Origin of the sequence: Chitinophaga deserti (genome assembly GCF_003149455.1) — a bacterium.
GTDB classification, from domain to species: Bacteria; Bacteroidota; Bacteroidia; order Chitinophagales; family Chitinophagaceae; genus Chitinophaga; species Chitinophaga deserti.
This window is the reverse complement of the sequence record NZ_QFFK01000005.1, coordinates 84,364-109,347: the sequence shown is the minus strand read 5'-3', so window position 1 is coordinate 109,347 and position 24,984 is coordinate 84,364. Positions and strand designations below refer to the sequence as shown.

Below are 24,984 nucleotides of genomic sequence, written 5' to 3'. Positions count from 1 at the left end.
AAAAAAGGCCGACCTTAACGATCAGCCCGTTTTTCCGTGCAAATTTCGGTAATCAGCGCCGCTTACTTGTACAGGGTGGCTGCGGTGTGCTTATAAGAGTATTCTCCCTGCGCGCCATTTATCTGCCAACCAAAACCGAGCGGAGCGGTATGTTGCCCAGGTTGTAACCAGACTTGCTGATAGGACGTATAATAAGACCCGTCCCAGTTACTTTCATGGACCCAGACGCTAATCTCCAGCGGATGTGGCCAGTTAACCGGAGTAGTAGCAGAAGAGTTGGAATACACTCTCAGCTCAGCCTCCCATTCCCATCCACGCCCTTCAGGAGTAGTTACACGCCTTTTATTCACTTCCACGATATCTACATATGGCGGATTGTAAAGGAGGTTGTACAAATCTATGTCGCCGGCAGAAAGGGAGCTGCTACGGGTATACTCATTCCCGTTTTTATCTGTCCATACCGGTATACTGGTATTTAGTGCGCTGCTGTTTCTGGAACCATACATCATGACAGAGTTAAAATCCATTGTACTGCCAGTTTCGAAACCCTGCAGGCCTCTTTCCAGATATGTCTGGTACTGGGAATGCCAGTCCGGATGAATATTAGCCCAGTTTATATTTACATTGTAATCACGGTCCCTTCTCGATAATTCATGATAAAAACCGATAGCATGGCCGATTTCATGAATTGCGCTGCTAACAGAGCAAGACTGGCCTATGTTCACCACCTGCAACCCTCCTATCATTCCTATATACGACCAGCAGGCATCTTCATCATTTTTAAACTCTATGAAATTGGGCTGATTCGTTCTTTGAACAAATTGCAGATTTGTATTTGCCTGCCAATGCGCAATGGCATTAAGCACAACCTGCGGGTTGGCAAGGTTTGAGTGAAGAGTATAGTATACGGTTCTGCCAGTCCATAGCTGAATGAAACCAGGTATCCCAGCGGTACGGGCATTACTATCAGTTTTAATTTCGCCTTTTAGGATAGCTACTTGTTTATCGCTCAGATAAACATCCGGGTCCAGTTTATACCGGTTGCCGCTCTGGATCAATGTAACTGTATTTCCATCTTTTTTCTTGAAAGTGACGAGCTTCTCGCCAGGTCTGAGGCCTGCCATTTCTCCACAGGATGCGCAATTTGGGGAAGGGGTTGCGCCGGAATCTGATACTTTGTCTTTTTTACTGCAGGCAACGGCCAACAACAGGGTTAATACAGCGAATAATGCTGCCAGTGGGTTTTGCATGGTTACTTGTTTAAAAGGATGAATAGGTTTTTGCACGGAATGAACAAGTTAGAACGAATTGCTGCAATGATGCCGCAGTTATTCTATTCAGTGTCAGGACAAAAAAAGGGCCGGCCAAATGGCCAGCCCTTTCGTTCGCTGATGCGATAATATTACAGATGGCTTTCGAGAGCCGTATCGTATTTCACTTTCCAGCTGGCGGTAGCACCCCAGTTTTCTCCATCTACGATCATGCTGTCGCCCTTTACGGTACCGAGCAGTTCGAAACGTACGGAAGTGGCGCTGGCATCCAGGAGGCCGTGGAGAATAGACTCGAATTTCTCCTTGTCTGCCGGGTTGATGGAAACCACCACGCGGGACTGTGCTTCACCGAAGAGGTAAGCATCCTTACGGAAGTCTTTGTTGGTATGTACATCGAAACCTGCTTTACCTGCCATGGCGCTTTCCAGGAGGGTGATGAACAGGCCGCCCTCGCTCACGTCGTGTGCAGACTGAAGAAGTCCTGCAGCATTGAGTTTGGTGATAGCAGCCTGGAGGCGGTGCTCTTCTTCCAGCTGGAAGTGGGGAGCAGGGCTGAGTTCAACACCTACCAGCTTGTGGAGGTATTCAGAGCTGCTGATATCGTTATAGCTGCGGCCTACGAGGTAAATGAGGTCGCCATTGTTCTTGAAATCAAGGGTAATGCGCTGATCCATGCTGTCGAGCACACCGAGCATACCAATGGTAGGCGTGGGGTACACGGGGCCGTCGGGCGACTGGTTGTAGAAGCTCACGTTACCACCTGTAACAGGGGTATTGAACTTGCGGCAGGCTTCGCCCATACCCTGGATGGCGTGTACAAACTGGTAGTACACTTCCGGATCGTAGGGGTTACCGAAGTTGAGGCAGTTTGTGATAGCAACGGGTTCGCCGCCGGAGCAAACGATGTTACGGGCTGCTTCTGCTACCGCGATCTGGCCACCTTTGTGAGGATCAGCATACACGTAGCGGGAGTTACAATCTGTAGTAACCGCCAGTGCCTTTTTAGAGCCTTTTACCACTACGATGGATGCATCTGAAGGAGCGTTGGTGGATGCGTTGGCAGTGCCCACCATGCTGTCGTATTGCGTGTATACCCAGCGTTTGGAAGCGATGTTGGGCAGTTGCGCAAGTTTCTCGGCTACTTTCTTCGCATCGGCTACGTCAGGAACGTTCTGGATATCGAACTGTTTTACTTTCTCGAAGTACTTAGGTTCTACATAAGCACGGTGATACTGGGGGGCGCCGCCACCGAGTACGAGGCTTTCAGCAGGTACTTCTGCTTCCAGTTCTCCATTCATATAGAAGCGGAGAATGGGTTCTTTGGTTACTTCACCGATCTGAACACAGTGGAGGTCCCATTTCTCGAAAATGTCGAGTACTTCTTTCTCGCGGCCTTTATGTACCACGATGAGCATGCGTTCCTGGCTTTCGGAAAGGAGCATTTCCCAGCCTTTCATGTTCTGCTGGCGGGTAGGCACCTTATCGAGGTGGATGATCATGCCATGTTCGCCTTTGGCAGACATTTCTGCGGTAGAGCAGGTGATGCCCGCCGCGCCCATGTCCTGCATACCAACAAGCGCATTGGTTTTAACTACTTCGAGGCAGGCTTCGAGGAGTTTCTTTTCCTGGAAGGGGTCGCCTACCTGTACAGCCGGGAGATCCTTGGCGGATTCTTCCGTGATGTCTGCCGAAGCGAAGGAAGCACCGCCGATACCGTCTTTCCCGGTAGCGGAGCCTACGATGAATACGGGGTTACCGGCACCGTGGGAGGTGGCGGAAACCATGGTACCAACTTTCAGTACGCCAACGCTCATGGCGTTAACGAGGGGGTTGGTACCGTAGCAGTCTTCAAAATATACTTCACCGCCAACAGTGGGTACGCCGAAGCAGTTGCCGTAATGGCCGATACCGTGTACCACACCTTTCAGGAGGTGCTGGTTCTTTTTATCATTAATATTACCGAACCGGAGGGAGTTGAGTGCCGCGATGGGGCGTGCGCCCATGGTAAAGATATCGCGGTGGATGCCGCCTACGCCAGTGGCTGCGCCCTGGAAAGGCTCAAGGGCGGAGGGGTGGTTATGCGATTCTATCTTGAACACGCAGGCCCAGCCGTCACCAATATCCACGAGGCCGGCGTTTTCCTCACCAGCTTTCACCAGCAGCCTGCTTCCTTCCCTTGGCAGGCTTTTCAGCCATACGATGGAATTCTTATAGCTGCAGTGCTCGCTCCACATTACAGAGTACATGCTCAGTTCGGTGAAGTTGGGGGTGCGGCCCAGGATGGATTTTATGCGTTCAAATTCGTCTGCTGTCAGTCCTAACTGTTCTGCGGTTTCAACTGTGGTCGTTTGCATGAATTGAGAAGGTTTATAAAAGAAGATGCAAAACTACATAGTTTTCTATCAATAGACAAGAAAGGCCTGTAAACGTCTACATACAAATTATGTATTTTTTAATATATCAGTTTTAAGGGTTCGGGTCTTCGAATATTTGGCCAAAAATTAAAAATAAGGTGTTTTTTCAGGCCAAATGCAATTTTTTGGTAACAATTTGACCTTTTGCTTGCATTTTAAACCAAACTGGCGTTTTTTTGTATAAAATTTTTCACATCATGCAATCGTTACGCTTTCAAGCGCTGGAAAATCTGACCGGCGTTGACTTCAAAGTAAAGCCAGAACTGAATGGCAAGATCACCGACGTGTTCGGCAGCAACGTGTTTACCGGCAAAGCAATGCGGGAACACCTCAGCGACGAGGCTTATAAGAGCCTGATGAATTCCATCAAGGGCGGCAATAAGATCGAGCGTAAAATGGCCGAACAGATCGCTTCAGGCCTGAAATCCTGGGCAATGAAGAAAGGCGTAACCCACTATACGCACTGGTTCCAGCCTCTTACCGGTACTACCGCTGAAAAGCACGACTCCTTCTTTACTATTAAAAGCGACGGCTCCTCCATCGAAACTTTCGACGGCGATGCCCTCGTTCAACAGGAGCCTGATGCATCCAGCTTCCCTAACGGTGGTATCCGCGCTACTTTCGAAGCCCGTGGTTACACCGCCTGGGATCCTTCCTCTCCCGCTTTCATTATCGAGCAGGGCACCGGCAAAACCCTTTGCATCCCCACCATCTTCGTAGCTTACACCGGCGAGTCACTGGATTACAAAGCGCCCCTCCTGAAGGCTCTTTCCTCCCTCGACAAAGCTGCAGTTGACGTGTGCAACTACTTCGATAAAAACGTTACCAAAGTTACCGCCACCCTCGGCTGGGAACAGGAATATTTTATGATCGACGAAGGTCTGGCTAACGCCCGTCCCGACCTGCTGCTTACCGGCCGCACTGTAGTAGGCCACGCGCCCGCTAAAGGCCAGCAGCTGGAAGATCACTACTTCGGCGCTATCCCTGAGCGTGTATACGCTTACATGCGTGATTTCGAAGAAGAATCCTACAAACTGGGTATCCCCCTGAGAACCCGTCACAATGAAGTGGCTCCCGCTCAGTTCGAGTGCGCTCCCATCTTCGAAGAAGTAAACATCGCAGTTGACCACAACTCCCTGCTGATGGACGTGATGAGCAAAGTGGCCAAACGCCATAAACTGAAAGTGCTCCTCCACGAGAAACCTTTCGCAGGCATCAACGGTTCAGGTAAACACAACAACTGGTCACTCGCTACCGATACCGGTGTGAACCTGCTGGCTCCCGGCAAAACGCCGAAAACCAACCTGATGTTCCTCACCTTCTTCGTGAACACCATCAAAGCCGTTCATGATTACGCTGACCTGCTGCGTGCTGCCATCGCTACTCCGAGCAACGACTTCCGTCTCGGTGCCAACGAAGCTCCTCCCGCAATCATCTCCGTATTCACCGGTAAATACCTCTACGAAGTTCTGCAGGAAGTTAAATCCCGCGTGAACAATAAATTCGATGAGCAGGACGAGGCTATCCTGAAACTGGACCTCCACCGTCATATTCCTGAGCTGATGCTCGACAATACCGACCGTAACCGTACTTCTCCGTTCGCGTTCACCGGTAACAAGTTCGAGTTCCGCGCTGTAGGCTCTTCCGCCAACTGCGCCTCTGCCATGACTGTTCTGAACACCATTATGGCTAAAACCCTGGTGGATTTCAAGAAAGACGTGGACAGCCTGATCGAAAAAGGCGAGAAAAAAGAAATCGCCATCATGCAAACTCTCCGCAAAAACATCGTAGATTCCGAGAAGATTCTCTTCGAAGGTGACGGTTACAGCGAAGAATGGGCGAAAGAAGCGGAAAAACGTGGTCTTGCCAACGTAAAAACCACCCCGAAAGCACTCGACGCTTTCGTTACGCCTAAAGCGACCAAACTGTTTACTGAAATGGGCGTTTACAACGAGAAAGAACTGCACGCACGTCACGAAATCCTTCTCGAAGATTACGTGAAGAAAGTTCAGATCGAAGCCCGCGTGATCGGCGACCTGGCTACCAACCACATCCTGCCCGCAGCTGTGAAGTACCAGAACGAACTGCTCACAAACATTAAAGGACTGAAAGATGCAGGTTTCGGCGACGACGCTTCCAAAGCTCAACGCCAGATCGCAACAAAGATATCTGAACACATCAATGTCATCAGCGAAAACGTTCAGGCAATGATCGAATCCCGTAAAGTAGCCAACAAACTGGAAGACAGCCGTCAGAAAGCTATCGACTACTGCGAGAAGATCAAAGAACCGTTCTTCGACACCATCCGTTACCACTCCGATAAACTGGAGTTCCTGGTGGATGACAAGATTTGGGGTCTTCCCAAATACAGAGAGCTGCTTTTCTTGCGATAAAAACCGTAAGATTGTTTTGGTGTATGATCACCCCCGGTATTCACCGGGGGTTCTTTTTTTTATAGATAATCCTTTCCGATCTACGAAATATTCGTAGATTATTGTATATTGGATAAAACTTGTACTCCAATGTTCAGAATCCTGCCACTCTTATTGTTATTAAGCAGCCCCCTGTCCGTGTTTTCCCAGCAGTCTGAAAAACCCTTGCATGTTGAAAACCGTAAAGACCCCGCCCCTTTCGGGCCGCTGCATTTCCGGAACGATTCCATCACTATCAAAGGGATTTACAAAAACTACCGGCACGCCCCCGGCAACCTGTTTAAGGTAACATTCATGGACTGGATCTCCAGCAAGATCGTCCACCACACGGCCCCCATTGATCCGGCCGGCCGATTTACCCTCACCTTACCTTTACTGGCCGAAACTGATATGGCGATTGATGATTCCCGCTTCAAAGAAAGAACCATTGCCATCCCCGGTGAAACCATTTACTTCGAAGCAGACCTGAAAGATGCTTCCTTCCGCTATTCCGGCGCCAACGCCCGCCTGCATAACGAACTCCATCAGTTTTCACGGGAGTATGGAAAGCGGAATGCCCCTCCTTATACCTACTCGGAATGGTTCAAACAGTTTAACACACTTCCCGTATTACGCGATACCATGCGGAATGCACTCCGCGATAACCTCCGCTACCTCAGCACCTGGCAGCAGCAGCACCGGCCTGAGCCCCGTACCATGCAATACCTGCGTGCCACTATGATCTACGAGACGGCCATGCCCCTAACGCAATACCTGTATTTCAAAGAAAAAGCAGCCCTCTCCCCAGAGGAAGAAGCAATACATTTTCGTTTCCTGGATTCCATCATTGCATTAAATGGCAACAGCGGCCACCTCTCAGAAAACTTCATCATCGTTCACCGCGATTTTCGCAACTATAGCAATGGTAAGGCACGTACCCTGAACCTCGACAAAGATTCCATATACCAGACGAGGATCCACCACCCGAGAGAGAAAGAGATCACAGAAATATGGTTTGCAGCCCGTTATTTAAAGGAGGGCAGCACCTTAAAGGATAACCAGCTGGCCGAACTCCGTACCAAAGTACAGGACACCGTTCTGCTCAACAACCTCATCCGCCGCAACAATGCACTCAATGCCCTGCTTTCCGACGATCAGATGCTGGCCAGCACCCGCTTCTATGGACAATTTCCTGATCTGAAAACGCCCGAAGATATATTCGCCCACATCACCACGCCCTACCGCGGCAAAGTGATTTACCTCGACCTATGGGGCACCTGGTGCAGTCCCTGCCTCGAAATGATGCAGTATATGCCCGGCATTAAAAAGGAATACGCGGATAAAGACGTTGTCTTCCTTTACCTCGCCATTAAATCCCCTGAAGCAGCGTGGCAGAAAACAATCCGGGAATATAAGATGACCGGCCCCGCCGTAGTGCATTACCGCCTGCCCGACGATATGCAGGATGCTTTTGAAAAAAAATACCGTACTACAGGATATCCCAGTTACTTCCTAATAGACAGGAACGGGAAACTGATATCTGCCAGCGCACCCTGGCCCCGCGACCCTGCCGCACTCCATGCCGCCATTAACAAACTTTTATGACCCCTCCGTTAAACTTCGGATTCCCATGGCCGTCTATTTAAAAAACACAATCGCCATGATGAAACAATTTGTATGGATGGTACTGCTGACCGGAAGCGTTTCCCTGGCTTATGCCCAGGATAAACCGGCCGCTAAACCCGACCTGAAACTGACCGAACAACAGACCACGAAAATCCGTGAGATCAATAAAACGTATATCGACGGACTGAAAGAACTCCGCAAAGATGAAAATCTCACTAAAGAAACGCGTAAGGCCCAAACAGATGCTCTCCAGTCTGCCCGCAAAGAGCAGATGCAAAGCGTACTTGATAAGGATCAATTCTCTAAATGGGAGGATAACCAAAAGCAGCTGGCCGATCGTAAAGGCCGTCACCACGGCAAATATGGTAAAGACGGGAAACTGGCCCGGGACGGTAAACACGAAGGCTTTAAAAGGCACGACCGTAGCGAAGCTGCAGTAAAAGCACTGGGCCTTTCTGAACAGCAGGGCGCTGATCTGAAAGCCATCAACAAGGAATATATGACCAAAGCGATGGCATTGAAAGACGCAGACAAATCCGAACGCAGGGACAAAATGAAATCCCTCCACAATGAACGCCTCGAGAAAGTAAAACTGGCACTGGGCGAAGAGAAGTTCTCCAAATACAACGAATGGCGCCAGCAGGAAAGATTACAACACAGATCCGGCGAGCGTAAGAAAAGAATGATGAAGGAAAAAGCCGCTGCACCAGCAGTTCAACGCTAAGGCGCTTCAAGATACAAACCGTATTAATTTTTCATCGACATACAATCCAACTAAGGTTTTTTTAAGGTTTAATGCAATGGGCCGTCCGCAGGGATGGCCCGTTGCCATTTAAGGCCGCTGCCGTTTAAACCGTACATTTGAGTTACACCCAACCCTCATTTCCATGCAAACTAAAGTTATACCCGTGCTCCGCATTTTCGATGTAACCAAAGCCATAGAGTTCTACATTGACTGGCTGGGGTTCCAGATCGACTGGGAGCACCGCTTCGATGAAAATGCGCCGCTTTATATGCAGGTTTCCCGCGAAGACGTAACGCTGCATCTGTCTGAACATCATGGAGACAGTACACCCGGTGCAAAAGTATTCATAGAAACGGAAGGCGTGCGCGAGTTGCACAGCGCACTCACGGAAAAGCAATACAAATACAATCGTCCGGGACTGGAGGAGGCATTTTATGGTGCCTGGGAGTTAACGCTTCACGATCCTTTTGGCAACCGCCTGCTTTATGTGGAAAGGTTTCCCTGAACAACGGATAATGCAATAATCAACTGACTATCAATGAGTTGAAACGCTACATTAAATGATCGTTTCTCACAATTTACCAGCACTATAAGTTATTCATAATCAATTACATCTACACATCAAGTCCACCTCATCTCCACCTCATCTCCACCTTACGTCCATAGTTCCGGTAGTGTTCCCGTATAGTTGCTGTACAGTTACAGTGAAGTTACAGTATCGTAGCAGCATCGTTACTGTACCCTTACGGTATCTTAATACCTTCTGATAACCTTGTAATAAGGTAGTAATCTCCTTCTAATACTAAACGGAGTCAATAAGTCCTGCTGCTCAAATGGGAGAAGCAGGAGGGAGTAAACTTCGGGGTACTTTAGCGCGGCATGTACTTGTTACTTACGGCTATAGAAGGGCTATACTTCCTTACGGCGTACCCAGCGTACATAGATGAAGAGAAAGATCAGCCAGGGCCAGATCAGGCCCACGTTTACGAATAGGGTACCAACGCTGAAAAAGACAGAGAATTCCAATGGTATAGGTGTTGAATGGGTAAAATAAAGGCCGCTCTTTTCGGAGCGGCCTTTTTGCTATAGTTAGATAATAGCTTATTGCAGTTTGAAGCCTTCAGTGAACTTAGTGGTAAAGTTACCTTTACGGAAGTTCTCGTCCTGCATGAGCTGCTGATGGAAAGGAATGGTGGTTTTCACCCCTTCGATCACGAACTCAGACAGGGCACGCTCCATGGTATTGATAGCTTCTTCGCGTGTTTGCGCGATGGCGATCACTTTAGCAACCATGGAATCGTAGTAAGGAGGGATCACATAACCGGCGTAGATATGGGAGTCTACACGCACACCGTGGCCTCCGGGCGTGTGGAGGACGGTGATTTTACCCGGTGAAGGGCGGAAATCATTATAGGGATCTTCTGCGTTGATGCGGCACTCAATTGCGTGCATCTGTGGTAAGTAGTTCTTTCCGGAAATGGGGATACCGGCAGCGATCTTGATTTGTTCCTTGATGAGGTCGAAATTGATTACTTCTTCGGTAACACCGTGTTCCACCTGAATACGGGTGTTCATTTCCATGAAATAGAAATTGCGGTGCTTGTCTACCAGGAACTCGATGGTACCCACGCTTTCGTAGTTGATAGCAGAAGCAGCCTTGATAGCGGCTTCACCCATCTTTTCACGGAGCTCGGGTGTCATGAAGGGCGAGGGAGATTCTTCCACCAGCTTTTGGTGGCGGCGCTGGATGGAGCAATCGCGTTCGCTGAGGTGGCATACTTTACCGTATTGGTCACCGGCGATCTGAATTTCTATATGGCGGGGCTCTTCCACGAATTTCTCCATGTAGATGCCATCATTACTGAATGCAGCACGGGCTTCGTTTTTAGCCATGTCATAGGCATTTTCCAGCTCGCTTTCTTCCCAAACCACGCGCATACCTTTACCACCACCACCGGCAGTAGCTTTGAGGATGATGGGGAGACCCATTTCCTTTGCCAGTTTCTGGGCTTCTTCCACGCTTTCGAGCAGGCCTTCAGAACCCGGGATAACGGGTACACCGGCTGCGATCATAGTTTCCTTGGCGGTCATTTTATCCCCCATCCTGCGGATCATATCCGGAGTGGGGCCGATAAATTTGATGCCATGTTCACCACAGATCTCTGCGAAGCGGGCATTTTCAGCCAGGAATCCGTAACCGGGGTGGATAGCGTCCGCATTGGTGATCTCAGCGGCAGCCATCAGGTGAGGGATATTCAGGTAAGAATCGCTGCTCTGCGGCTTCCCGATGCACACGGCTTCGTCAGCGAAACGGACATGCAGGCTGTCTTTATCCGCTGTTGAATAAACTGCCACTGTCCTGATCCCCATTTCCTTGCAGGTGCGGATGATGCGCAGGGCAATCTCGCCACGGTTGGCGATCAATATCTTTTTGAACATGTTTAGCAAATAGTGTTATAAAAAACAGCAAAAGGAAAAGGTTGCAAGCAACCTTACAACCTTCAACCGTTATAGAATGTCTTACGGTTCTACAAGGAACAGCGGCTGGTCGTATTCTACGGGTGAAGCATCGTCCACCAGTACTTTCACGATTTTTCCGCTTACTTCGCTTTCGATTTCATTGAACAGTTTCATGGCCTCGATAATGCAAACTACTTTACCCGGAGTCACGTCATCACCAACATTTATGAAGTTCGGTTTGCCGGGGCCTGCGCTGCGGTAGAATGTACCGATCATGGGAGATTTGATGGTGATCAGGTTGCTGGCGGCTGCGGGAGCACCAGCAGCAGGGGCAGCAGGAGCGGCCGCGGCAGGCGCAGTTTGTGCTACGGGCTGAGGGGCTGCTATTGCCGGCTGAACGGTGGTTACCGCCGGAACTGTTACGATCTGCTGTACTTCGTTGTCTTTCTGCTTTATAGTAATCTTAAACTGATCCTGCTCAATGCTCAGTTCGCTGATATTTGATTTGTTGATCATTTTAATCAGCTCCTGAATCTGTTTAAAGTCCATGTAGACAGTTTTTGGTTTAAATAATGTGCTGGTTCGCGAATTGATGGATATGAGAATAGTATATGGCTCTTATTTAACGCGCTCGATGTATTCGCCGGTTTTGGTGTTAACCCGGATCATCTCGCCTTCATTCACGAACAGGGGTACCATGATGGTGGCACCGCCTTCCACGGTGGCAGGTTTAAGCGTGCGGGTAGCAGTGTCTCCCTTCATGCCGGGCTCGGAATAGGTTACTTTCAGCACGATTTTATCGGGAAGTTCCACTCCCATGGGAAGTTCGGTTTCGGTATTGATAGCGATAGAAACCTCGTCGCCGTCTTTCAGGAACTGGGGGGCGTCAATCAATTGCTCGCCTACCACAATCTGTTCGAAGGTTTCTTTATCCATAAAATTGTACCCGCTTTCGTCCTTATACAGGAACTGGTACGCTTTTTTCTCTACACGGACAGGGTAAATGGTATCACCGGAGTTCCAGGTATGCTCGATGGAACGGCTGTTGTCTACTCCCTTCAATTTGGCCCATACCTTGGCTGCTGCACGGGCGGTTTTGTTCTGACCAAACTCTACAACAGAATATAAGCTGTTATCCAGCTTAATGATTAATCCTGTTCTGATATCTGCGGTGGTAGCCATAAAAGGTCTATGATTTAAAGTTAAAAATTTACATTAAGGATTGCAAAAGTAAAAATTTTAGAATATGAACAAACAAATCTTGCCGGATTTCCCACAAAAGCGGTATAGATTTGATGTCGAACCGCTTGCGCGGCTATTTACTTTAACAATAAAACAAATATAATGATGCGTACATGGTTATTAGTGATTTTATGCCTCCCGACGTTGTTAAAAGCCCAATCCGGGCATAATCATGCTCATGAAAAACAATCTTCCGGCTATTTACCACCATTTAAACAGTACACTTTCATCTCTCCTCTTCCCCTGACGGCCTATACCGGTCAGGTCTTTACGAAAAACGACCTGCCCAAGGGCAAGCCTACCATGGTATTCCTCTTCAGTGTGGAATGTGACCATTGCGCTCATATGACGGAAGACATCCTCAAAAATATCGACAAATTTAAAAAAGCCAACATCCTTATGATTACGCCTTTCAAGCTGGACAGGATGAAGGCCTGGTACGATCAGTATAAGATCGCCAATTACCCGAACATCATCATGGCCGCTGAGCCTACCCGGCAGATCGTATCTTATTACGACCTGTCAAATTTCCCCGGTATTTACCTCTATAACAGGAAAGGCCAGCTGGAAGCGAATTACGAAGGTACGGTTAAACTGGACACCGTGTTAAAGCATTTGTAAATTTTCCCCCGGGGCCTCCCAAAGGGGAAATTTTAGCAGTTAACGCCGAAATTACGGTTCCGATATCCTATTTTTGTTACCCAAATAATTCTTCACCTTTTTAAAATATTCAGATACGATGAAAGTAACTGTTGTAGGAGCTGGAAATGTGGGCGCAACTTGCGCTAACGTGCTGGCCCACAGAGATTTCCTGCAGGAAGTAGTTTTGCTTGATATCAAGGAAGGCACTGCGGAAGGAAAGGCACTCGACACCTGGCAGCAAGCCCCGATTGATTACTACAGCACGAAAGTGACCGGCGTTACAAACGACTATGCTAAAACCGCCAACAGCGACGTGGTGGTGATCACCTCCGGCCTCCCCCGTAAACCCGGTATGAGCCGCGACGATTTGATCTCTACCAATGCCAATATCGTTAAATCTGTTACCGAGAATATCACCAAACATTCTCCCAACGCCATCATCATTGTGGTATCCAACCCGCTGGATGTTATGACCTACTGCGCTTTCCTCACCGCGAAGAAAGACAGCTCCAAGGTGTTCGGCATGGCAGGTATCCTCGATACCGCCCGCTACCGCGCTTTCCTGGCAGACGAGATCGGCTGCTCTCCGAAAGACATTCAGGCCATCCTCATGGGCGGCCACGGCGATACCATGGTTCCCCTCCCCCGCTACACAACCGTTGCCGGTATCCCCGTTACGGAACTGGTAGCTGCTGACAAGCTCGACGCAATCATCCAGCGCACTAAAGTTGGTGGCGGCGAAATCGTGAACCTCCTCGGCACCTCCGCCTGGTATGCTCCCGGCGCTGCTGCAGCTCAGATGGTAGAAGCGATCGTGAAAAACGAAAAACGCATCTTCCCTGTTTGCGCATGGCTCACCGGCGAATACGGTCTGAAAGACATTTACCTCGGCGTTCCCGTTGTACTCGGTACAAACGGTATCGAGAAAATCATCGAACTCGACCTGAACGAGAGCGAACAAGCCCTCCTCAATACTTCCGCCAAACACGTGAAAGAAGTAATGGACGTGCTCGACAACATGAAAGCTCCCGCCTGATAAAGGCTCATCATTTTACGGAAAGCACCTGGCAGCAGGTGCTTTCCTTTTTCAATACCCCCGCCGCCCGTTTCATATCATTGATTATCGTACCTTTGGCACGGGCTATATCAACTAAAATCACCACCGGTCCCAAAAACCATATCATGAGCAAGCTACTGTTTGCCATACTGTTATGCTCTTCGTTGGCCTCGATTGCACAAACTCCGGTCTGGAAAGCAGACCGCGAACGGTCGTCCGTGTCATTTTCCGTTACACACCTGGTTATTTCCAAAGTGGAAGGCAGTTTCCGGGAATTCGATGGCGAAATTTCCGCCCCTAAACCTGATTTCACCGATGCCAGTATCCGCTTCCAGGTAGACGCTTTCAGTATCCATACCGGAGATGATAAGCGGGACAGCCACCTTAAATCCGGCGATTTCCTCGCCGCCGAACAATATCCTAAAATAACTTTCCAAAGCACCTCCTTCCGCCGTATCACCGAAGGCAGGTACCAGCTCGAAGGCGACCTCACCATCCGCGATGTGACCCGCCGCCTCAAATTTAATGTCACCTACGGGGGCATTGCCACAGAAGGCAAAAAACAAACCGCGACCTTTAAAGCCACTACCTACATCAACCGGTTCGATTACAACCTGCAATGGGACAAACTCACCGAAGCCGGCGGAATGGTGGTCGATAAAATGGTCAGTATCATGTTAAAACTCGAATTTGTTAAACAGTAACCGGCCGCCCAGGAACCCGTGAACTTTTCCTGATTGCTGCCAATCCGTTAAATTGCAAGATATTATCGCCGCATATGTCCAATATTGAAAAATTGATCTCCATCCGAAATTTCACCAGTGAGCACCATAAAGGTCTTGTAAGCCTCATTTTCGTTGGCAACTGGATAATTGGCAAACACCAGAATTTTTTCAGGGAATACGATATCACCATGCAGCAGTTCAATATCCTGCGCATACTTCGTGGCCAGCATCCCAAATCCGCCAGCATAAACACACTGAAGGAAAGAATGCTCGATAAAATGAGCGATGTATCGCGGCTCGTGGAAAGGCTCCGCAAAGCCGATCTGGTTGAAAGGAAAAGCTGCGAAGCCGACCGCCGCGCAGTAGATGTGAAAATAACCGCCAAAGGCCTCCAGCTGCTGAAGGAAATCGACGAGAAAATATCAGTGCTGGAAGATACCCTGAAGAACTCGCTGAACGAAAAGGAAGTAGCCCAGCTGAATAAACTGCTGGATAAGATCCTTAGCTCATACGACTGATCAATACCAGCCGTTACTCCTCCACATAATCCAGATCTTTCCCAAACGTTTCCTCCATGGAATAGGCAAACCCAAATGCCAGAACGATGCAGATAACCCCGGTAGCCAGCCCGCTTTGCAGGTAGCTTAAACCGGCAGACTGTAAACCGCCAAAAACGAGAGAAATAACCGGCAGCATGCCCCGGGCGTAATTGGGAACTGTAGTTGCCGCTGTAGCCCGCAGGTTGGTCCCGAACTGCTCCGCCGCCACAGTAACGAATATTGCCCAGAAACCTACACTGAAGCCCATAATCCCGCAAATGGTATAGAACAGCCCCACACTGGCACCGTACATGTTGAAATACAGCACCACACTAATGAGGACAAGGGTATAAAAGATATACAACACTTTCTTCCGGCTACGCATCAGTTGGCTCAGATAGCCACTCGCGAGGTCTCCAAAAGTAAGTGCCGCGTAGCATATCATAATGGCCTTCCCTGGGTTAATTGGACCCTGCACTCCCATCTTTTCCGCAAATGCATTTGAAAAAGTCATGAGTATGCCCACCACATACCAGGTTGGCAATCCGATCATTATACATTTCAGGTAACGGAAAAAGCGTTCTTTATTTGTAAAAAACTTGAAGTAGTTCCCCCGGCTCACGCCAGTGTCCCGGATCTGGTTGAACATCCCCGATTCTACTACGCTAATACGAAGGATCAGGAGTGCAAGCCCCAGGCCGCCGCCGATGTAGTAGCAAATTCGCCAGTTGTCTCCGAAGTATTCCGATACAAAATAGGCCGCTACGGCACCGGAGATCCCCACACTTGCCACGATCATGGTTCCCAGGCCACGTTTTTCCTTCGGGAGTACTTCCGCTACCAGCGTTATACCTGCCCCCAGCTCTCCCGCCAGTCCCAGGCCTGCCACAAAGCGCCAAACCATATACCAGAAAATGGCATTCTCCCCTCCTATCATTCCATTTGCCACATTGGCGACGGAGTATAATAGTATAGACCCGAATAAAACAGACAGTCTGCCCTTTTTATCTCCCAAAACGCCCCAGATAATTCCCCCGATCAGCATCCCGATCATCTGGATATTGATGAGCCACATACCCACGGAATCTATTTCCGCTGCAGAAACACCCAGCGAGGTAAGGCTTTTGATCCGGATAATACCGAACAGCAACAGATCATAAATATCGACGAAGTAACCGAGAGAGGCCACAATCACTGCGGCATTAAGCAGCCTTACGGGCTTGTTGGCGGCGGAATTCATAGAGGACTGATTTTTGGTTGATACGGGCTTTCTGTAAAAAGAAAGAGACGCAAATTTATTGCGTCTCTTCAAATATCAAAATTTATTAAGGTTTTATCTGCTCTTTCTCTTTTTCATCTTCCTTTGGCGCCTCGATCGGATTACCAAATTCATCGAAGTGTGAGTGGATAACCGATTTGCCGAAGACCAGCTTATAGAGTACCGGCGCGGTAGTCAGTACTACGATGATGATGATGATCCATTCCAGGTGATCCGTAAGCGTGGGGATGGCTTTTCCGAGGAAGTGGCCGGCCAGCATCAGGGAAAACACCCAGGTGAAGGAACCAATGATATTATAGAACATGAATTTCTTGCGTTCCATTCCCACAATCCCTGCGATGATAGGTGCAAAGGTGCGCACAACAGGGAGGAAACGGGCCACGAAGATGGCGCCTCCGCCATATTTGTCATATACTTCTTTTGCCTGCCAGAGGTGCTTCTTCTTAAACAGCCAGGTATCTTTTCTTTTGAAAAGGATCGGACCCGATTTTCTTCCAAACCAGTATCCTACGATATTACCCAGTACACCCATAATGGCAATAAGGGTCATTGCCACTACGAGGGGCATATTGAAAAAGCTTTCTGCTAAACGTTCTCCGTAAATACCTGCCACAAAAAGCAGTGAATCTCCGGGCAGGAAAAAACCCACGAACAAGCCCGTTTCAGCGAAAATGATCGCCAAAATCAGGTAATAACCTCCGTTCTCAATGATCCACTCGGGGTTGATTAAATGCTTGAAAAATTCAATGATCTGGTCCATGCTGATGTTTATACTCAATAATTTGAGCGGCTAAAAATAAACTTTTATATGTCAAGAGGAAGTTAATATTTCCTGAAATGTCCTTTAGGCCTTGCTTTCAGGAGGAAGATTCTTGAAGTCGACCTCTCCTTCCCATTTCCCGATCACGGCTGTCGCCAAACAGTTGCCTATCACGTTTACCGAAGTGCGGGCCATGTCCATCAGCTCATCAATACCGAGGATGAGGAACACGGGCCATACCGGCAGATGGAAAGAGGCCACCGTACCAAGAATGATAACTAAAGTGGCACGCGGAACGCCGGCCACACCTTTACTTGTAAGCATCAGGGTAAACACCATGAGGATCTGCTGCCCGAAAGTAAGCGGGGTACCAGCTGCCTGGGCAACAAATACGGAGGCCAGGGCAAGATATAGGGTAGACCCGTCAAGATTAAAGCTGTACCCTGTTGGCATCACGAAAGCAATGATCTTACGCGGCACGCCCATCCGTTCCATAGCTTCCATGGCTTTGGGCAGCGCAGATTCGGAACTGGTTGTGGCAAATGCGATAGATACCGGCTCGGAGATCTCCCGGATGAACCTTTTGATGGGAAGACCAATAATTAGGGCTACCGGCACAAACACAACCAGTACAAACACAAGCAGTGCTACGTATAGTGTAATAAGGAGTTTTAACAGGTTCCCCAGCACATCAAGGCCACCGTGCCCCACCGTATAAGCAATGGCAGCCCCTACGCCCACCGGTGCAAAATACATGACGATGTTGGTGAATTTGAACATGGTTTCTGAAAGGCTTCCGCAGAAATCAAGCATAGGCTGACGCTGTTTTTCCTTCACCATCAGCAGGGCGATCCCGAATATCACGCTAAACACTACAATCGGGAGGATCTCTCCGTGATAGATGGACTTCGCTATATTCTCTGGGAATACATGCAGTATGATATCCTGCCAGTTCTGCGGCTTCGTGGCCGGCAGTACTTCATGCCCGGCCGGGGGTTGCGGAACACCTACCCCTGCCTGTGAGATATTTATGGCTGCAAGGCCTATAAACAATGCAATAGTTGTAACAATTTCGAAATAAACCAGTGATTTCCAACCCATCCGGCCCACCTGCTTAATATCGGAGTGCCCTGCAATACCCACCACCAGCGTTGCAAAAAGCAATGGCGCAATGATCGTTTTGATCATTTGCAGGAAAACTTTACTCAGTACCTGGAAGTTCATACCGATAGCAGGCCAGTCGTACCCCAGCTCACCGCCGATCACCATACTTACAAGGATCCAGGTGGTGAGGGACTTTTTGGTGATGGCAAACCAAACAACCGCTGCCACAGCGATCCAGCGGCTAATCAGGAGGAAGTACGGGGGAAATACACCATTGCGGAGAGGCTCGGGATCCGTCGAAAACGGAGCCACACTCCCAAAATTGAAATCAATTACATGCAAAACTGCGACGATCGACAGCACGATAAGGGCGGTGATGCTTGCCTTCCTTTTATTCATCATGAAATAGAGGTGATTTAGGTTTAGACCTGACAAAAATTGCCCAAAAATAAGGTTCTCAGGCGAAATTCCCGCAGATAGGGCATACCGCTCGTATATAAAATAAAATGTGGGTTTTTCCCTGAACGCATTATATTTGGCGATCTGAAAACAAATCTAACCGCTAGTTTCCTAGTATCAACCATCAACTTCTATTCAATTTTATGAGTAACCTTTTTGCCAAGAAACCGATGTCAGTTCTGCTCGGAGAAGCAGCAGACTCAGAGAAGGGTCTGAAACGGACGCTCGGTTCAGGGGCGCTAGTTGCGCTGGGTATCGGCGCCATTATCGGTGCCGGACTTTTTTCGCTTACAGGCATCGCTGCAGCTGAAAACGCTGGTCCAGCAGTAACCATTTCCTTCGTTCTGGCCGCAGTAGGGTGCGGATTTGCCGGTCTTTGCTACGCAGAGTTCGCCTCCATGATCCCTGTTGCCGGTAGCGCCTACACCTACTCCTATGCCACAATGGGCGAATTCATCGCCTGGATTATCGGTTGGGACCTGGTACTGGAATACGCCCTTGGTGCAGCCACCGTGGCCGTAAGCTGGTCAAAATACCTGCTGGAGCTACTGCATAAATTTGGCATTCATATCCCTCACCAGCTGGCCGCCTCCCCCTGGGAAACGGTAAATCTGAGTGATGGAACTGTTATCAGTGGTGGCATTTTCAATCTCCCTGCTGTAATCATCGTTTGCCTGCTGTCTCTGCTGCTGATAAAAGGCACGCGCGAATCTGCAGGTATGAACAACTTCCTGGTAATCCTCAAAGTAACCGTAGTAATTGTGTTCATCGTACTCGGCTGGAGCCATATCGACCCTGCCAATTACGATCCCTATATCCCCGCTAACACCGGTAAATACGAGAACTTCGGCTGGACGGGCATAGCTACCGGGGCCGCAGTGGTATTCTTTGCATTCATCGGTTTCGATGCTGTATCCACCGCTGCCCAGGAAGCCAAAAATCCCCAGAAAGGCATGCCCATCGGCATCCTGGGATCTCTGGTGATATGTACTATTCTTTATGTGCTCTTCGCCCACGTAATGACGGGCCTGCTGAACTATAAACAATTCGCCGGTGATGCCAAACCCGCTGCTACAGCATTTGCTCAAACCGGGTACGATTTCCTCCAAACAGGTCTTATTATTGCCATCCTTGCGGGTTATACTTCCGTAATCCTGGTAATGATGCTGGGTCAGTCCCGCGTGTTCTACTCCATGAGCCGCGACGGCTTGCTGCCTAAATTCTTCAGCGAAGTACATCCCAAATTCCGCACTCCCTGGAAAACGAACATTTTCTTCATGGTGTTCGTAAGCCTTTTCTCCGGACTGGTTCCTGTGAGCGATCTGGGACACATGGTAAGTATCGGCACCCTGTTCGCCTTCTCGCTGGTTTGTATCGGCGTGCTTATCATGCGGAAAAAAATGCCGGAACTTCCCCGTGCATTTAAAACTCCGCTGGTACCATTCGTTCCCATCATGGGCGTAATCGTATGTACTTACCTCATGTATTCCCTGCCCCCTGAAAGCTGGGGCCGCCTCGCTATCTGGCTGGGTCTCGGTCTACTGATCTATTTCACATACAGCCGCCACAATAGCAAATTGGGCAACAACAAACCGTAAAAACATCTGTTTCTATATTAAATCCCGCCGCCTCCGGCGGGATTTTTATTTCCGGCAGAACCCGGATATGCCGGGAATTTAATATTTTTGCACCCACCTTATTGCCCGGCCTGCCGGACCGTAATGTCAAATTCTTTCAAACACTATGGGACGTATATTTGAAGTAAGAAAACATACCATGTTCGCCCGTTGGGACCGCATGGCCAAACAATTTACCCGAATCGGTAAGGAAATAGCCATGGCGGTAAAACAGGGCGGTATGGACCCTGATAACAACCCCGCTCTCCGTCGCTGCATTCAGAACGCCAAAGGCGTTAACATGCCTAAAGACAGGGTAGATGCAGCTATCAAGCGTGCGTTGGGTAAGGACAAGACAGATTATGAGGAAGTTGTATACGAAGGTTATGCACCACATGGCGTAGCTGTAATGGTGGATACTGCTACAGACAACACTACCCGCACCGTGGCCAACGTACGCATGCACTTCAACAAGTGCGGCGGCAGCCTTGGAAACAGCGGCTCTGTAGCATTTATGTTTAACAGGCTGGGCGAGTTCAAAATAAAGAACGGCGGCCAGAATCTGGAAGAGCTGGAACTGGAGCTGATTGATTTCGGCCTGGAAGAAATCGGAGAAGACAGCGAAGGCAATATCATTGTTCGCGCCACATTCACCGAATTCGGCAACATGGCTAAGGCACTGGAGGAAAAAGGCCTCGAAGTAATCGCTTCCGAGTTAAAACGCATCCCCGCTAACACCGTAGAGCTGACCGAAGAACAAGCGAAAGAAGTACTGGAACTGGTAGACCGCCTGGAACAGGATGATGATGTTCAGCAGGTATTCCACAACCTGAAATAACCGCTTAACCGATATAAGCAGAAAGGCCCGCTAATTGCGGGCCTTTCTGCTTATATGATACTCAGCTATTGATCTACCTGCCAATCACATTCTGCGGCGCTCCATTGAGGTAAGCTTGTACATTGTCTACCACCTTATTCAGCAATCTGCCACGTGCTTCACGGGACGCCCAGGCAATATGAGGTGTAATGTAACAATTGCGGGCAGTCAGGAGTGGATTACCTGCCTGTGGAGGCTCCATTGATAACACATCCAGTCCTGCACCGGCAATCACACCTTTATTCAGGGCATCCGCCAGGTCAGTTTCCTGAATAAGCGGTCCGCGGCTGGTGTTGATGAGAAAAGCACTCGGGCGCATCGTAGCCAAAAGTGCCTCATTTACGAAGCCCTTATTTGCCTCGTTTAGCGGGCAATGTAATGACACGACATCTGCTTCACGAAAACAAGCGTCCTGATCAGTAAATGTTACCCCTTCCATCCGATCGCGTTCAGGGTGTTTATGACTCACAATAACGCGCATGCCAAATGCTAATGCTATACGGGCCACTGCCTGCCCGATTTGACCAAAGCCGATAATGGCGAGCGTTTTCCCTTCAAGTTCTGTAAGTTGGATTTTCCAATAGCTAAAATCCGGGCTGTTTACCCAATCTCCCTTCCGCACGCTATCCGCATGAAGCCCCACTGCCTGACAGAGTTCCAGGATAAGTGCAAAAGTTAGTTGGGCTACGGATGCTGTACTGTAGGCCGGAACATTTGTGACAACAATCCCTCTCTCCCGCGCAGCAGCTACATCCACCACATTGTAACCTGTTGCCATGACTCCTATGTATTGAAGATCCGGCAGTTGTTGGATGACAGCAGCAGGGATCAGGGCTTTATTGGTAAGCAGGATGTTAGCCCCGCGTGCACGTTCCAGCACGTCCTCCGGCAACGTTCTATCGTGAACGGTTAAGTCTCCGAGAGCTTCCAGTCTGTTCCAGGATAAATCCCCGGGCTGAAGTGCATATCCGTCCAAAACAACCATCTTCATAAAATAAGAATTAGTGTAGGAATAAAAATAAACATTTCCTCCATCAAGGTGGTATGAATTAAACCGCACAATCCTTATTCTTTCATCGATTTTACCGTGTAAAAACTAAGGGACCGGACAATCCGCCTGTCCGGCGAATCATCCGATCCCTTTAAGCATAAACATCAACATGGAATGAATACTTTATTCATTCTTGAAAGGCCTGTTGACTGCAGGCTGGAAAAACAAAACCCAAACAACGGATATGTTTCATAGCAGATACTTACAAATCTGCCTTCAAGCGAAATCAATGGATAAAACAAAAGAGACTAACTTCCTTATGCGTATTGGAACGCACAGGTAATAAGCTGGTTAACAAAAATGGTGTTACCTGAATACACTTAGGTATATATGTGATTTACTCCAAAAACTGCATCTGATATTCACTGTTTTTCTAACGCTTCATGATAGCGGAGCGGCATGATTCAACGTTGTACTTCGGTAAGCAAGAGCTTTCCTGCTTCCTTTTCAGGATGAAAGTTTGGCTGCTTTCGGGATTGAATCAAAGGATATGTTATGCGTTTGCGGGATGTTGGCAAGCGCCTTAAAAACTCACCGCAATAGTGTCACTTTATGAAACACATTATTGAGCTTATCGATCACGAAATTGCCGTAGATCGACCGGTAAGTACCGTAACAAAGCTTACCTCCCAGTTCCATGTTGTGCTCTTTACCCAAAGGGTGCAAACCCTCGATGAGCCCTATAAAACGCATTCTTTGCAATTGACCGCCGCAACGGCATTTGATCTCAGTAAGCCGCTTGTGTGAATGAACAATGGTGCTGCATCTGATACATCTAGCTTCCATAAGTCAGTTACATTTAAAATTAATTTTGGTTGTTCCCCCTCAAGTTCTAATAGAACGCATATCAAGAAATGGTCAACAAACACATATATGTGCTTTTGTCTAAAGAGGAGAAAAACGATGCAGAGGGTTAAAAAAAAGAAGAAAACCTGGTCTTGTTTTTTCCGGTAGGTTGCCCCGGCAATCAATGGATTATGGTTAAAAGACTTTTTTAAAAACCAAGCCAGGTTCGCAGAGAAATCTTTCAGAGGATATGGACACTATCTTTAAATCCGGTATCGGGAAATTCGTTTAAAAACCGGGTAAACTGAAGAAGGCCGCTCTTTTCAGAACGGCCCCCCATTTTCAGCCTATTTGAACCGTCTAAGCAATTTCATTTTGTTTATGCATGCAATTTATCTATTTCCATTAACCAATAAATAGCAAATGGAAAATGAATAAACATTGAACATTGCCGACGGGTAATGAACAAATAAAAGACTGATAATAAAATAGTTATGAATTAGAATGAATAGCTTTTCCTGAAGAGGAACCACTGTGCCTGTGCTATGGCGGGGTTACGTGGGTCGCTGTTAACAATTAATAAATACCCGGCTAATCTACTCAGCTGCCAGTCTTCCAACATCTCACCACTCTGCCAGCAGTAAATTCTGCGGAAATTCAATGATAACGGCATTTTCAAAGCTGCGCAGGCCTGCATTGCCCGCACCAGCGCATTGTGCATTGCCTCCTCAGTATATCCCAACATTTCCTGCAGCTCACTTGCATAAAATCCAGGCGAAGACTCCTCTTCTGCCTGATGTTGCTGACGCAATATATCTTCCAGATAATCAATTGTTTGTAACATAATTATCCATTTTATGCAGGTTTATTTTTCCCTGTTGGCCAACTTCCTGAAAAGTGCTTTCTCATCTTCAGTCAGTTGCTGCGGCACGGTAATGCGTATCCGAACATAAAAATCGCCCGGTTCACCCGCAGCACCTTCTGGCACAGGTAAGCCTTTACCTTTTAATCTGAATAACCGCCCGCTATCAGAACCTTCCGGGATCGTCAGCTGCACTGCACTCCCCGGTACGGGTACCTGAACCTTTCCACCCAATACAGCAGTATATACGTCTACCGGCACTTCCAGATACACGTCCTTACCTTTTAATTCATATCCTGCACCCGGTAACAAGTTCATTTCTATCAGCAAATCACCTGCTTCTCCGCCATTCAGGCCCGGATTCCCCTTGCCTTTTAAACGAAGCACCTGTCCGTCAGTAGTACCTTTTTTAATCTTCAGATTCAGTTTCTGACCATTCACATTGATTTGCCGCGTTGCCCCACTGTAAACATCCTCAATCCCTATATCCATGGTAGCATGAAGGTCGCCGCCACGTCGGGTACGGGAGCGCCCCTGCTGAGCTCGGCTTCTGAAATTTCCACCAAACAAATGCTCGAAGAAGTCAGAAAACTGCCCACCATCTCCAAACATCTCATCTCCTCCACCATATGACTGTCCGCCAGCCTGCTGTGCCCGCCAACGTCCCCAGTCGAAATCTCCTGACTGCTGCCCTGCCTGCTGCTCGTAATATTTCCAATTTTCACCGAACTCATCATACTTCTTACGTTTCTCCGCATCACCCAGCACTTCATAAGCTTCATTCAGTTCCTTGAACTTTTCCTCGGCAAGCTTATCATCAGGATTTTTATCCGGATGATACTTGACGGCCAGTTTGCGATATGCTTTTTTGATATCGTCTGCACCAGCCTTTCGGTCTACGCCCAGTATTTTATAATAGTCCTTATATTCCATATTTGTTTTTATAACAATTCTTGCGCCGGGCTTGTTGCCTGGGCTTTAGAGAAAAATGTTCCCCGGGGGAATCTGGTATAACAGATGCTAACTGCTGCCGCATTGGCATTTATCCTGTCAAAAAA

General features: G+C 48.4%; 22 protein-coding genes. 11 read left to right on the top strand and 11 right to left on the bottom strand.

The features are described 5' to 3' along the window. Positions 1-62 precede the first annotated feature (62 nt). On the bottom strand, positions 63-1,286 hold the full coding sequence (locus tag DEV76_RS12770; protein WP_157962868.1) for a M12 family metallopeptidase: 1,224 nt from the start codon (positions 1,284-1,286) through the stop codon (positions 63-65). A gap of 116 nt (positions 1,287-1,402) precedes the next feature. Further along, positions 1,403-3,625, bottom strand: coding sequence for a phosphoribosylformylglycinamidine synthase subunit PurL (gene purL / locus DEV76_RS12765; RefSeq protein ID WP_109698307.1), 2,223 nt, complete (start codon positions 3,623-3,625; stop codon positions 1,403-1,405). A 257-nt stretch (positions 3,626-3,882) separates the two neighbouring features. Here purL and DEV76_RS12760 point away from each other — a divergent pair, with 257 nt between their 5' ends. The 4 genes from DEV76_RS12760 to DEV76_RS12745 all read left to right on the top strand — a co-directional run bounded on the left by DEV76_RS12760 (position 3,883) and on the right by DEV76_RS12745 (position 8,972). Then, entirely contained in the window at positions 3,883-6,078 is a 2,196-nt protein-coding gene (locus DEV76_RS12760) for a glutamine synthetase III family protein (protein WP_109698634.1), read from the top strand. 129 nt (positions 6,079-6,207) lie between these two features. Then, a complete protein-coding gene (locus tag DEV76_RS12755; RefSeq protein WP_109698306.1) occupies positions 6,208-7,701 on the top strand; it encodes a TlpA family protein disulfide reductase in 1,494 nt (497 codons plus the stop codon). Between the two features lie 55 nt (positions 7,702-7,756). Continuing rightward, complete coding sequence (locus DEV76_RS12750; RefSeq protein WP_157962867.1) at positions 7,757-8,446, top strand: hypothetical protein; 690 nt, start codon at positions 7,757-7,759, stop codon at positions 8,444-8,446. 163 nt (positions 8,447-8,609) lie between these two features. Further along, on the top strand, positions 8,610-8,972 hold the full coding sequence (locus DEV76_RS12745) for a glyoxalase superfamily protein (RefSeq protein ID WP_109698304.1): 363 nt from the start codon (positions 8,610-8,612) through the stop codon (positions 8,970-8,972). 596 nt (positions 8,973-9,568) lie between these two features. Here DEV76_RS12745 and accC read toward each other — a convergent pair. The 3 genes from accC to efp form a co-directional block, all read right to left on the bottom strand. Continuing rightward, a complete protein-coding gene (gene accC, locus DEV76_RS12740) occupies positions 9,569-10,906 on the bottom strand; it encodes an acetyl-CoA carboxylase biotin carboxylase subunit (RefSeq protein WP_109698303.1) in 1,338 nt (445 codons plus the stop codon). Positions 10,907-10,987: 81 nt separating this feature from the next. Then, positions 10,988-11,476 (bottom strand): acetyl-CoA carboxylase biotin carboxyl carrier protein, encoded by a 489-nt coding sequence (gene accB / locus DEV76_RS12735; RefSeq protein ID WP_109698302.1) that lies wholly within the window; start codon positions 11,474-11,476, stop codon positions 10,988-10,990. A gap of 69 nt (positions 11,477-11,545) precedes the next feature. Further along, entirely contained in the window at positions 11,546-12,109 is a 564-nt protein-coding gene (gene efp, locus DEV76_RS12730; RefSeq protein ID WP_109698301.1) for an elongation factor P, read from the bottom strand. Positions 12,110-12,271: 162 nt separating this feature from the next. Here efp and DEV76_RS12725 point away from each other — a divergent pair, with 162 nt between their 5' ends. From DEV76_RS12725 to DEV76_RS12710, 4 genes are all read left to right on the top strand, one after another. Then, positions 12,272-12,790, top strand: coding sequence for a peroxiredoxin family protein (locus tag DEV76_RS12725; protein ID WP_109698300.1), 519 nt, complete (start codon positions 12,272-12,274; stop codon positions 12,788-12,790). A 118-nt stretch (positions 12,791-12,908) separates the two neighbouring features. Next, the gene (gene mdh / locus DEV76_RS12720; protein ID WP_109698299.1) at positions 12,909-13,847 is read left to right on the top strand and encodes a malate dehydrogenase; all 939 of its coding nucleotides are present in this window, start codon (positions 12,909-12,911) and stop codon (positions 13,845-13,847) included. Between the two features lie 146 nt (positions 13,848-13,993). Next, a complete protein-coding gene (locus DEV76_RS12715) occupies positions 13,994-14,572 on the top strand; it encodes a YceI family protein (protein ID WP_109698633.1) in 579 nt (192 codons plus the stop codon). Between the two features lie 74 nt (positions 14,573-14,646). Continuing rightward, positions 14,647-15,111 carry a MarR family winged helix-turn-helix transcriptional regulator gene (locus DEV76_RS12710; RefSeq protein ID WP_109698298.1) on the top strand — a complete coding sequence of 155 codons (465 nt, stop codon included), beginning with the start codon at positions 14,647-14,649 and terminating at the stop codon, positions 15,109-15,111. Between the two features lie 13 nt (positions 15,112-15,124). On the opposite strand, the gene DEV76_RS12705 is transcribed toward DEV76_RS12710, so the two are convergent. The 3 genes from DEV76_RS12705 to DEV76_RS12695 form a co-directional block, all read right to left on the bottom strand. Beyond that, positions 15,125-16,372: an MFS transporter gene (locus DEV76_RS12705; protein ID WP_109698297.1), complete on the bottom strand. Its 1,248-nt coding sequence runs from the start codon at positions 16,370-16,372 to the stop codon at positions 15,125-15,127. A gap of 85 nt (positions 16,373-16,457) precedes the next feature. Further along, entirely contained in the window at positions 16,458-17,171 is a 714-nt protein-coding gene (locus DEV76_RS12700; protein ID WP_109698296.1) for a DedA family protein, read from the bottom strand. Positions 17,172-17,255: 84 nt separating this feature from the next. Continuing rightward, positions 17,256-18,677, bottom strand: coding sequence for a dicarboxylate/amino acid:cation symporter (locus DEV76_RS12695; protein WP_232826938.1), 1,422 nt, complete (start codon positions 18,675-18,677; stop codon positions 17,256-17,258). Between the two features lie 200 nt (positions 18,678-18,877). Between DEV76_RS12695 and DEV76_RS12690 the strand changes: the two genes are divergently transcribed. Together DEV76_RS12690 and DEV76_RS12685 are read left to right on the top strand one after the other, a co-directional pair. Continuing rightward, on the top strand, positions 18,878-20,332 hold the full coding sequence (locus DEV76_RS12690) for an amino acid permease (RefSeq protein ID WP_109698295.1): 1,455 nt from the start codon (positions 18,878-18,880) through the stop codon (positions 20,330-20,332). Between the two features lie 145 nt (positions 20,333-20,477). Then, positions 20,478-21,188: a YebC/PmpR family DNA-binding transcriptional regulator gene (locus DEV76_RS12685; protein ID WP_109698294.1), complete on the top strand. Its 711-nt coding sequence runs from the start codon at positions 20,478-20,480 to the stop codon at positions 21,186-21,188. 73 nt (positions 21,189-21,261) lie between these two features. On the opposite strand, the gene DEV76_RS12680 is transcribed toward DEV76_RS12685, so the two are convergent. Continuing rightward, complete coding sequence (locus tag DEV76_RS12680; protein ID WP_109698293.1) at positions 21,262-22,218, bottom strand: D-2-hydroxyacid dehydrogenase; 957 nt, start codon at positions 22,216-22,218, stop codon at positions 21,262-21,264. 612 nt (positions 22,219-22,830) lie between these two features. Here DEV76_RS12680 and DEV76_RS25925 point away from each other — a divergent pair. Then, the gene (locus tag DEV76_RS25925) at positions 22,831-23,025 is read left to right on the top strand and encodes a hypothetical protein (RefSeq protein WP_157962866.1); all 195 of its coding nucleotides are present in this window, start codon (positions 22,831-22,833) and stop codon (positions 23,023-23,025) included. 538 nt (positions 23,026-23,563) lie between these two features. Here DEV76_RS25925 and DEV76_RS12670 read toward each other — a convergent pair. Beyond that, a complete protein-coding gene (locus DEV76_RS12670; RefSeq protein ID WP_109698291.1) occupies positions 23,564-23,908 on the bottom strand; it encodes a hypothetical protein in 345 nt (114 codons plus the stop codon). A 21-nt stretch (positions 23,909-23,929) separates the two neighbouring features. Further along, entirely contained in the window at positions 23,930-24,859 is a 930-nt protein-coding gene (locus DEV76_RS12665; RefSeq protein WP_109698290.1) for a DnaJ C-terminal domain-containing protein, read from the bottom strand. Positions 24,860-24,984: the final 125 nt, after the last annotated feature.

What these genes read in the sequence shown, in the direction of transcription:
- DEV76_RS12755 (WP_109698306.1), top strand. Translation starts at nt 6,208, where the DNA reads ATGTTCAGAATCCTGCCACTCTTATTGTTATTAAGCAGCCCCCTGTCC.
- DEV76_RS12695 (WP_232826938.1), bottom strand. Translation starts at nt 18,677, where the DNA reads ATGATGAATAAAAGGAAGGCAAGCATCACCGCCCTTATCGTGCTGTCG.
- DEV76_RS12700 (WP_109698296.1), bottom strand. Translation starts at nt 17,171, where the DNA reads ATGGACCAGATCATTGAATTTTTCAAGCATTTAATCAACCCCGAGTGG.
- efp (WP_109698301.1), bottom strand. Translation starts at nt 12,109, where the DNA reads ATGGCTACCACCGCAGATATCAGAACAGGATTAATCATTAAGCTGGAT.
- DEV76_RS12725 (WP_109698300.1), top strand. Translation starts at nt 12,272, where the DNA reads ATGATGCGTACATGGTTATTAGTGATTTTATGCCTCCCGACGTTGTTA.
- DEV76_RS25925 (WP_157962866.1), top strand. Translation starts at nt 22,831, where the DNA reads ATGAAACACATTATTGAGCTTATCGATCACGAAATTGCCGTAGATCGA.
- DEV76_RS12690 (WP_109698295.1), top strand. Translation starts at nt 18,878, where the DNA reads ATGAGTAACCTTTTTGCCAAGAAACCGATGTCAGTTCTGCTCGGAGAA.
- DEV76_RS12670 (WP_109698291.1), bottom strand. Translation starts at nt 23,908, where the DNA reads ATGTTACAAACAATTGATTATCTGGAAGATATATTGCGTCAGCAACAT.
- DEV76_RS12680 (WP_109698293.1), bottom strand. Translation starts at nt 22,218, where the DNA reads ATGAAGATGGTTGTTTTGGACGGATATGCACTTCAGCCCGGGGATTTA.
- DEV76_RS12750 (WP_157962867.1), top strand. Translation starts at nt 7,757, where the DNA reads ATGATGAAACAATTTGTATGGATGGTACTGCTGACCGGAAGCGTTTCC.
- DEV76_RS12685 (WP_109698294.1), top strand. Translation starts at nt 20,478, where the DNA reads ATGGGACGTATATTTGAAGTAAGAAAACATACCATGTTCGCCCGTTGG.
- purL (WP_109698307.1), bottom strand. Translation starts at nt 3,625, where the DNA reads ATGCAAACGACCACAGTTGAAACCGCAGAACAGTTAGGACTGACAGCA.
- accC (WP_109698303.1), bottom strand. Translation starts at nt 10,906, where the DNA reads ATGTTCAAAAAGATATTGATCGCCAACCGTGGCGAGATTGCCCTGCGC.
- DEV76_RS12710 (WP_109698298.1), top strand. Translation starts at nt 14,647, where the DNA reads ATGTCCAATATTGAAAAATTGATCTCCATCCGAAATTTCACCAGTGAG.
- DEV76_RS12760 (WP_109698634.1), top strand. Translation starts at nt 3,883, where the DNA reads ATGCAATCGTTACGCTTTCAAGCGCTGGAAAATCTGACCGGCGTTGAC.
- DEV76_RS12745 (WP_109698304.1), top strand. Translation starts at nt 8,610, where the DNA reads ATGCAAACTAAAGTTATACCCGTGCTCCGCATTTTCGATGTAACCAAA.
- mdh (WP_109698299.1), top strand. Translation starts at nt 12,909, where the DNA reads ATGAAAGTAACTGTTGTAGGAGCTGGAAATGTGGGCGCAACTTGCGCT.
- DEV76_RS12665 (WP_109698290.1), bottom strand. Translation starts at nt 24,859, where the DNA reads ATGGAATATAAGGACTATTATAAAATACTGGGCGTAGACCGAAAGGCT.
- DEV76_RS12715 (WP_109698633.1), top strand. Translation starts at nt 13,994, where the DNA reads ATGAGCAAGCTACTGTTTGCCATACTGTTATGCTCTTCGTTGGCCTCG.
- accB (WP_109698302.1), bottom strand. Translation starts at nt 11,476, where the DNA reads ATGGACTTTAAACAGATTCAGGAGCTGATTAAAATGATCAACAAATCA.
- DEV76_RS12705 (WP_109698297.1), bottom strand. Translation starts at nt 16,372, where the DNA reads ATGAATTCCGCCGCCAACAAGCCCGTAAGGCTGCTTAATGCCGCAGTG.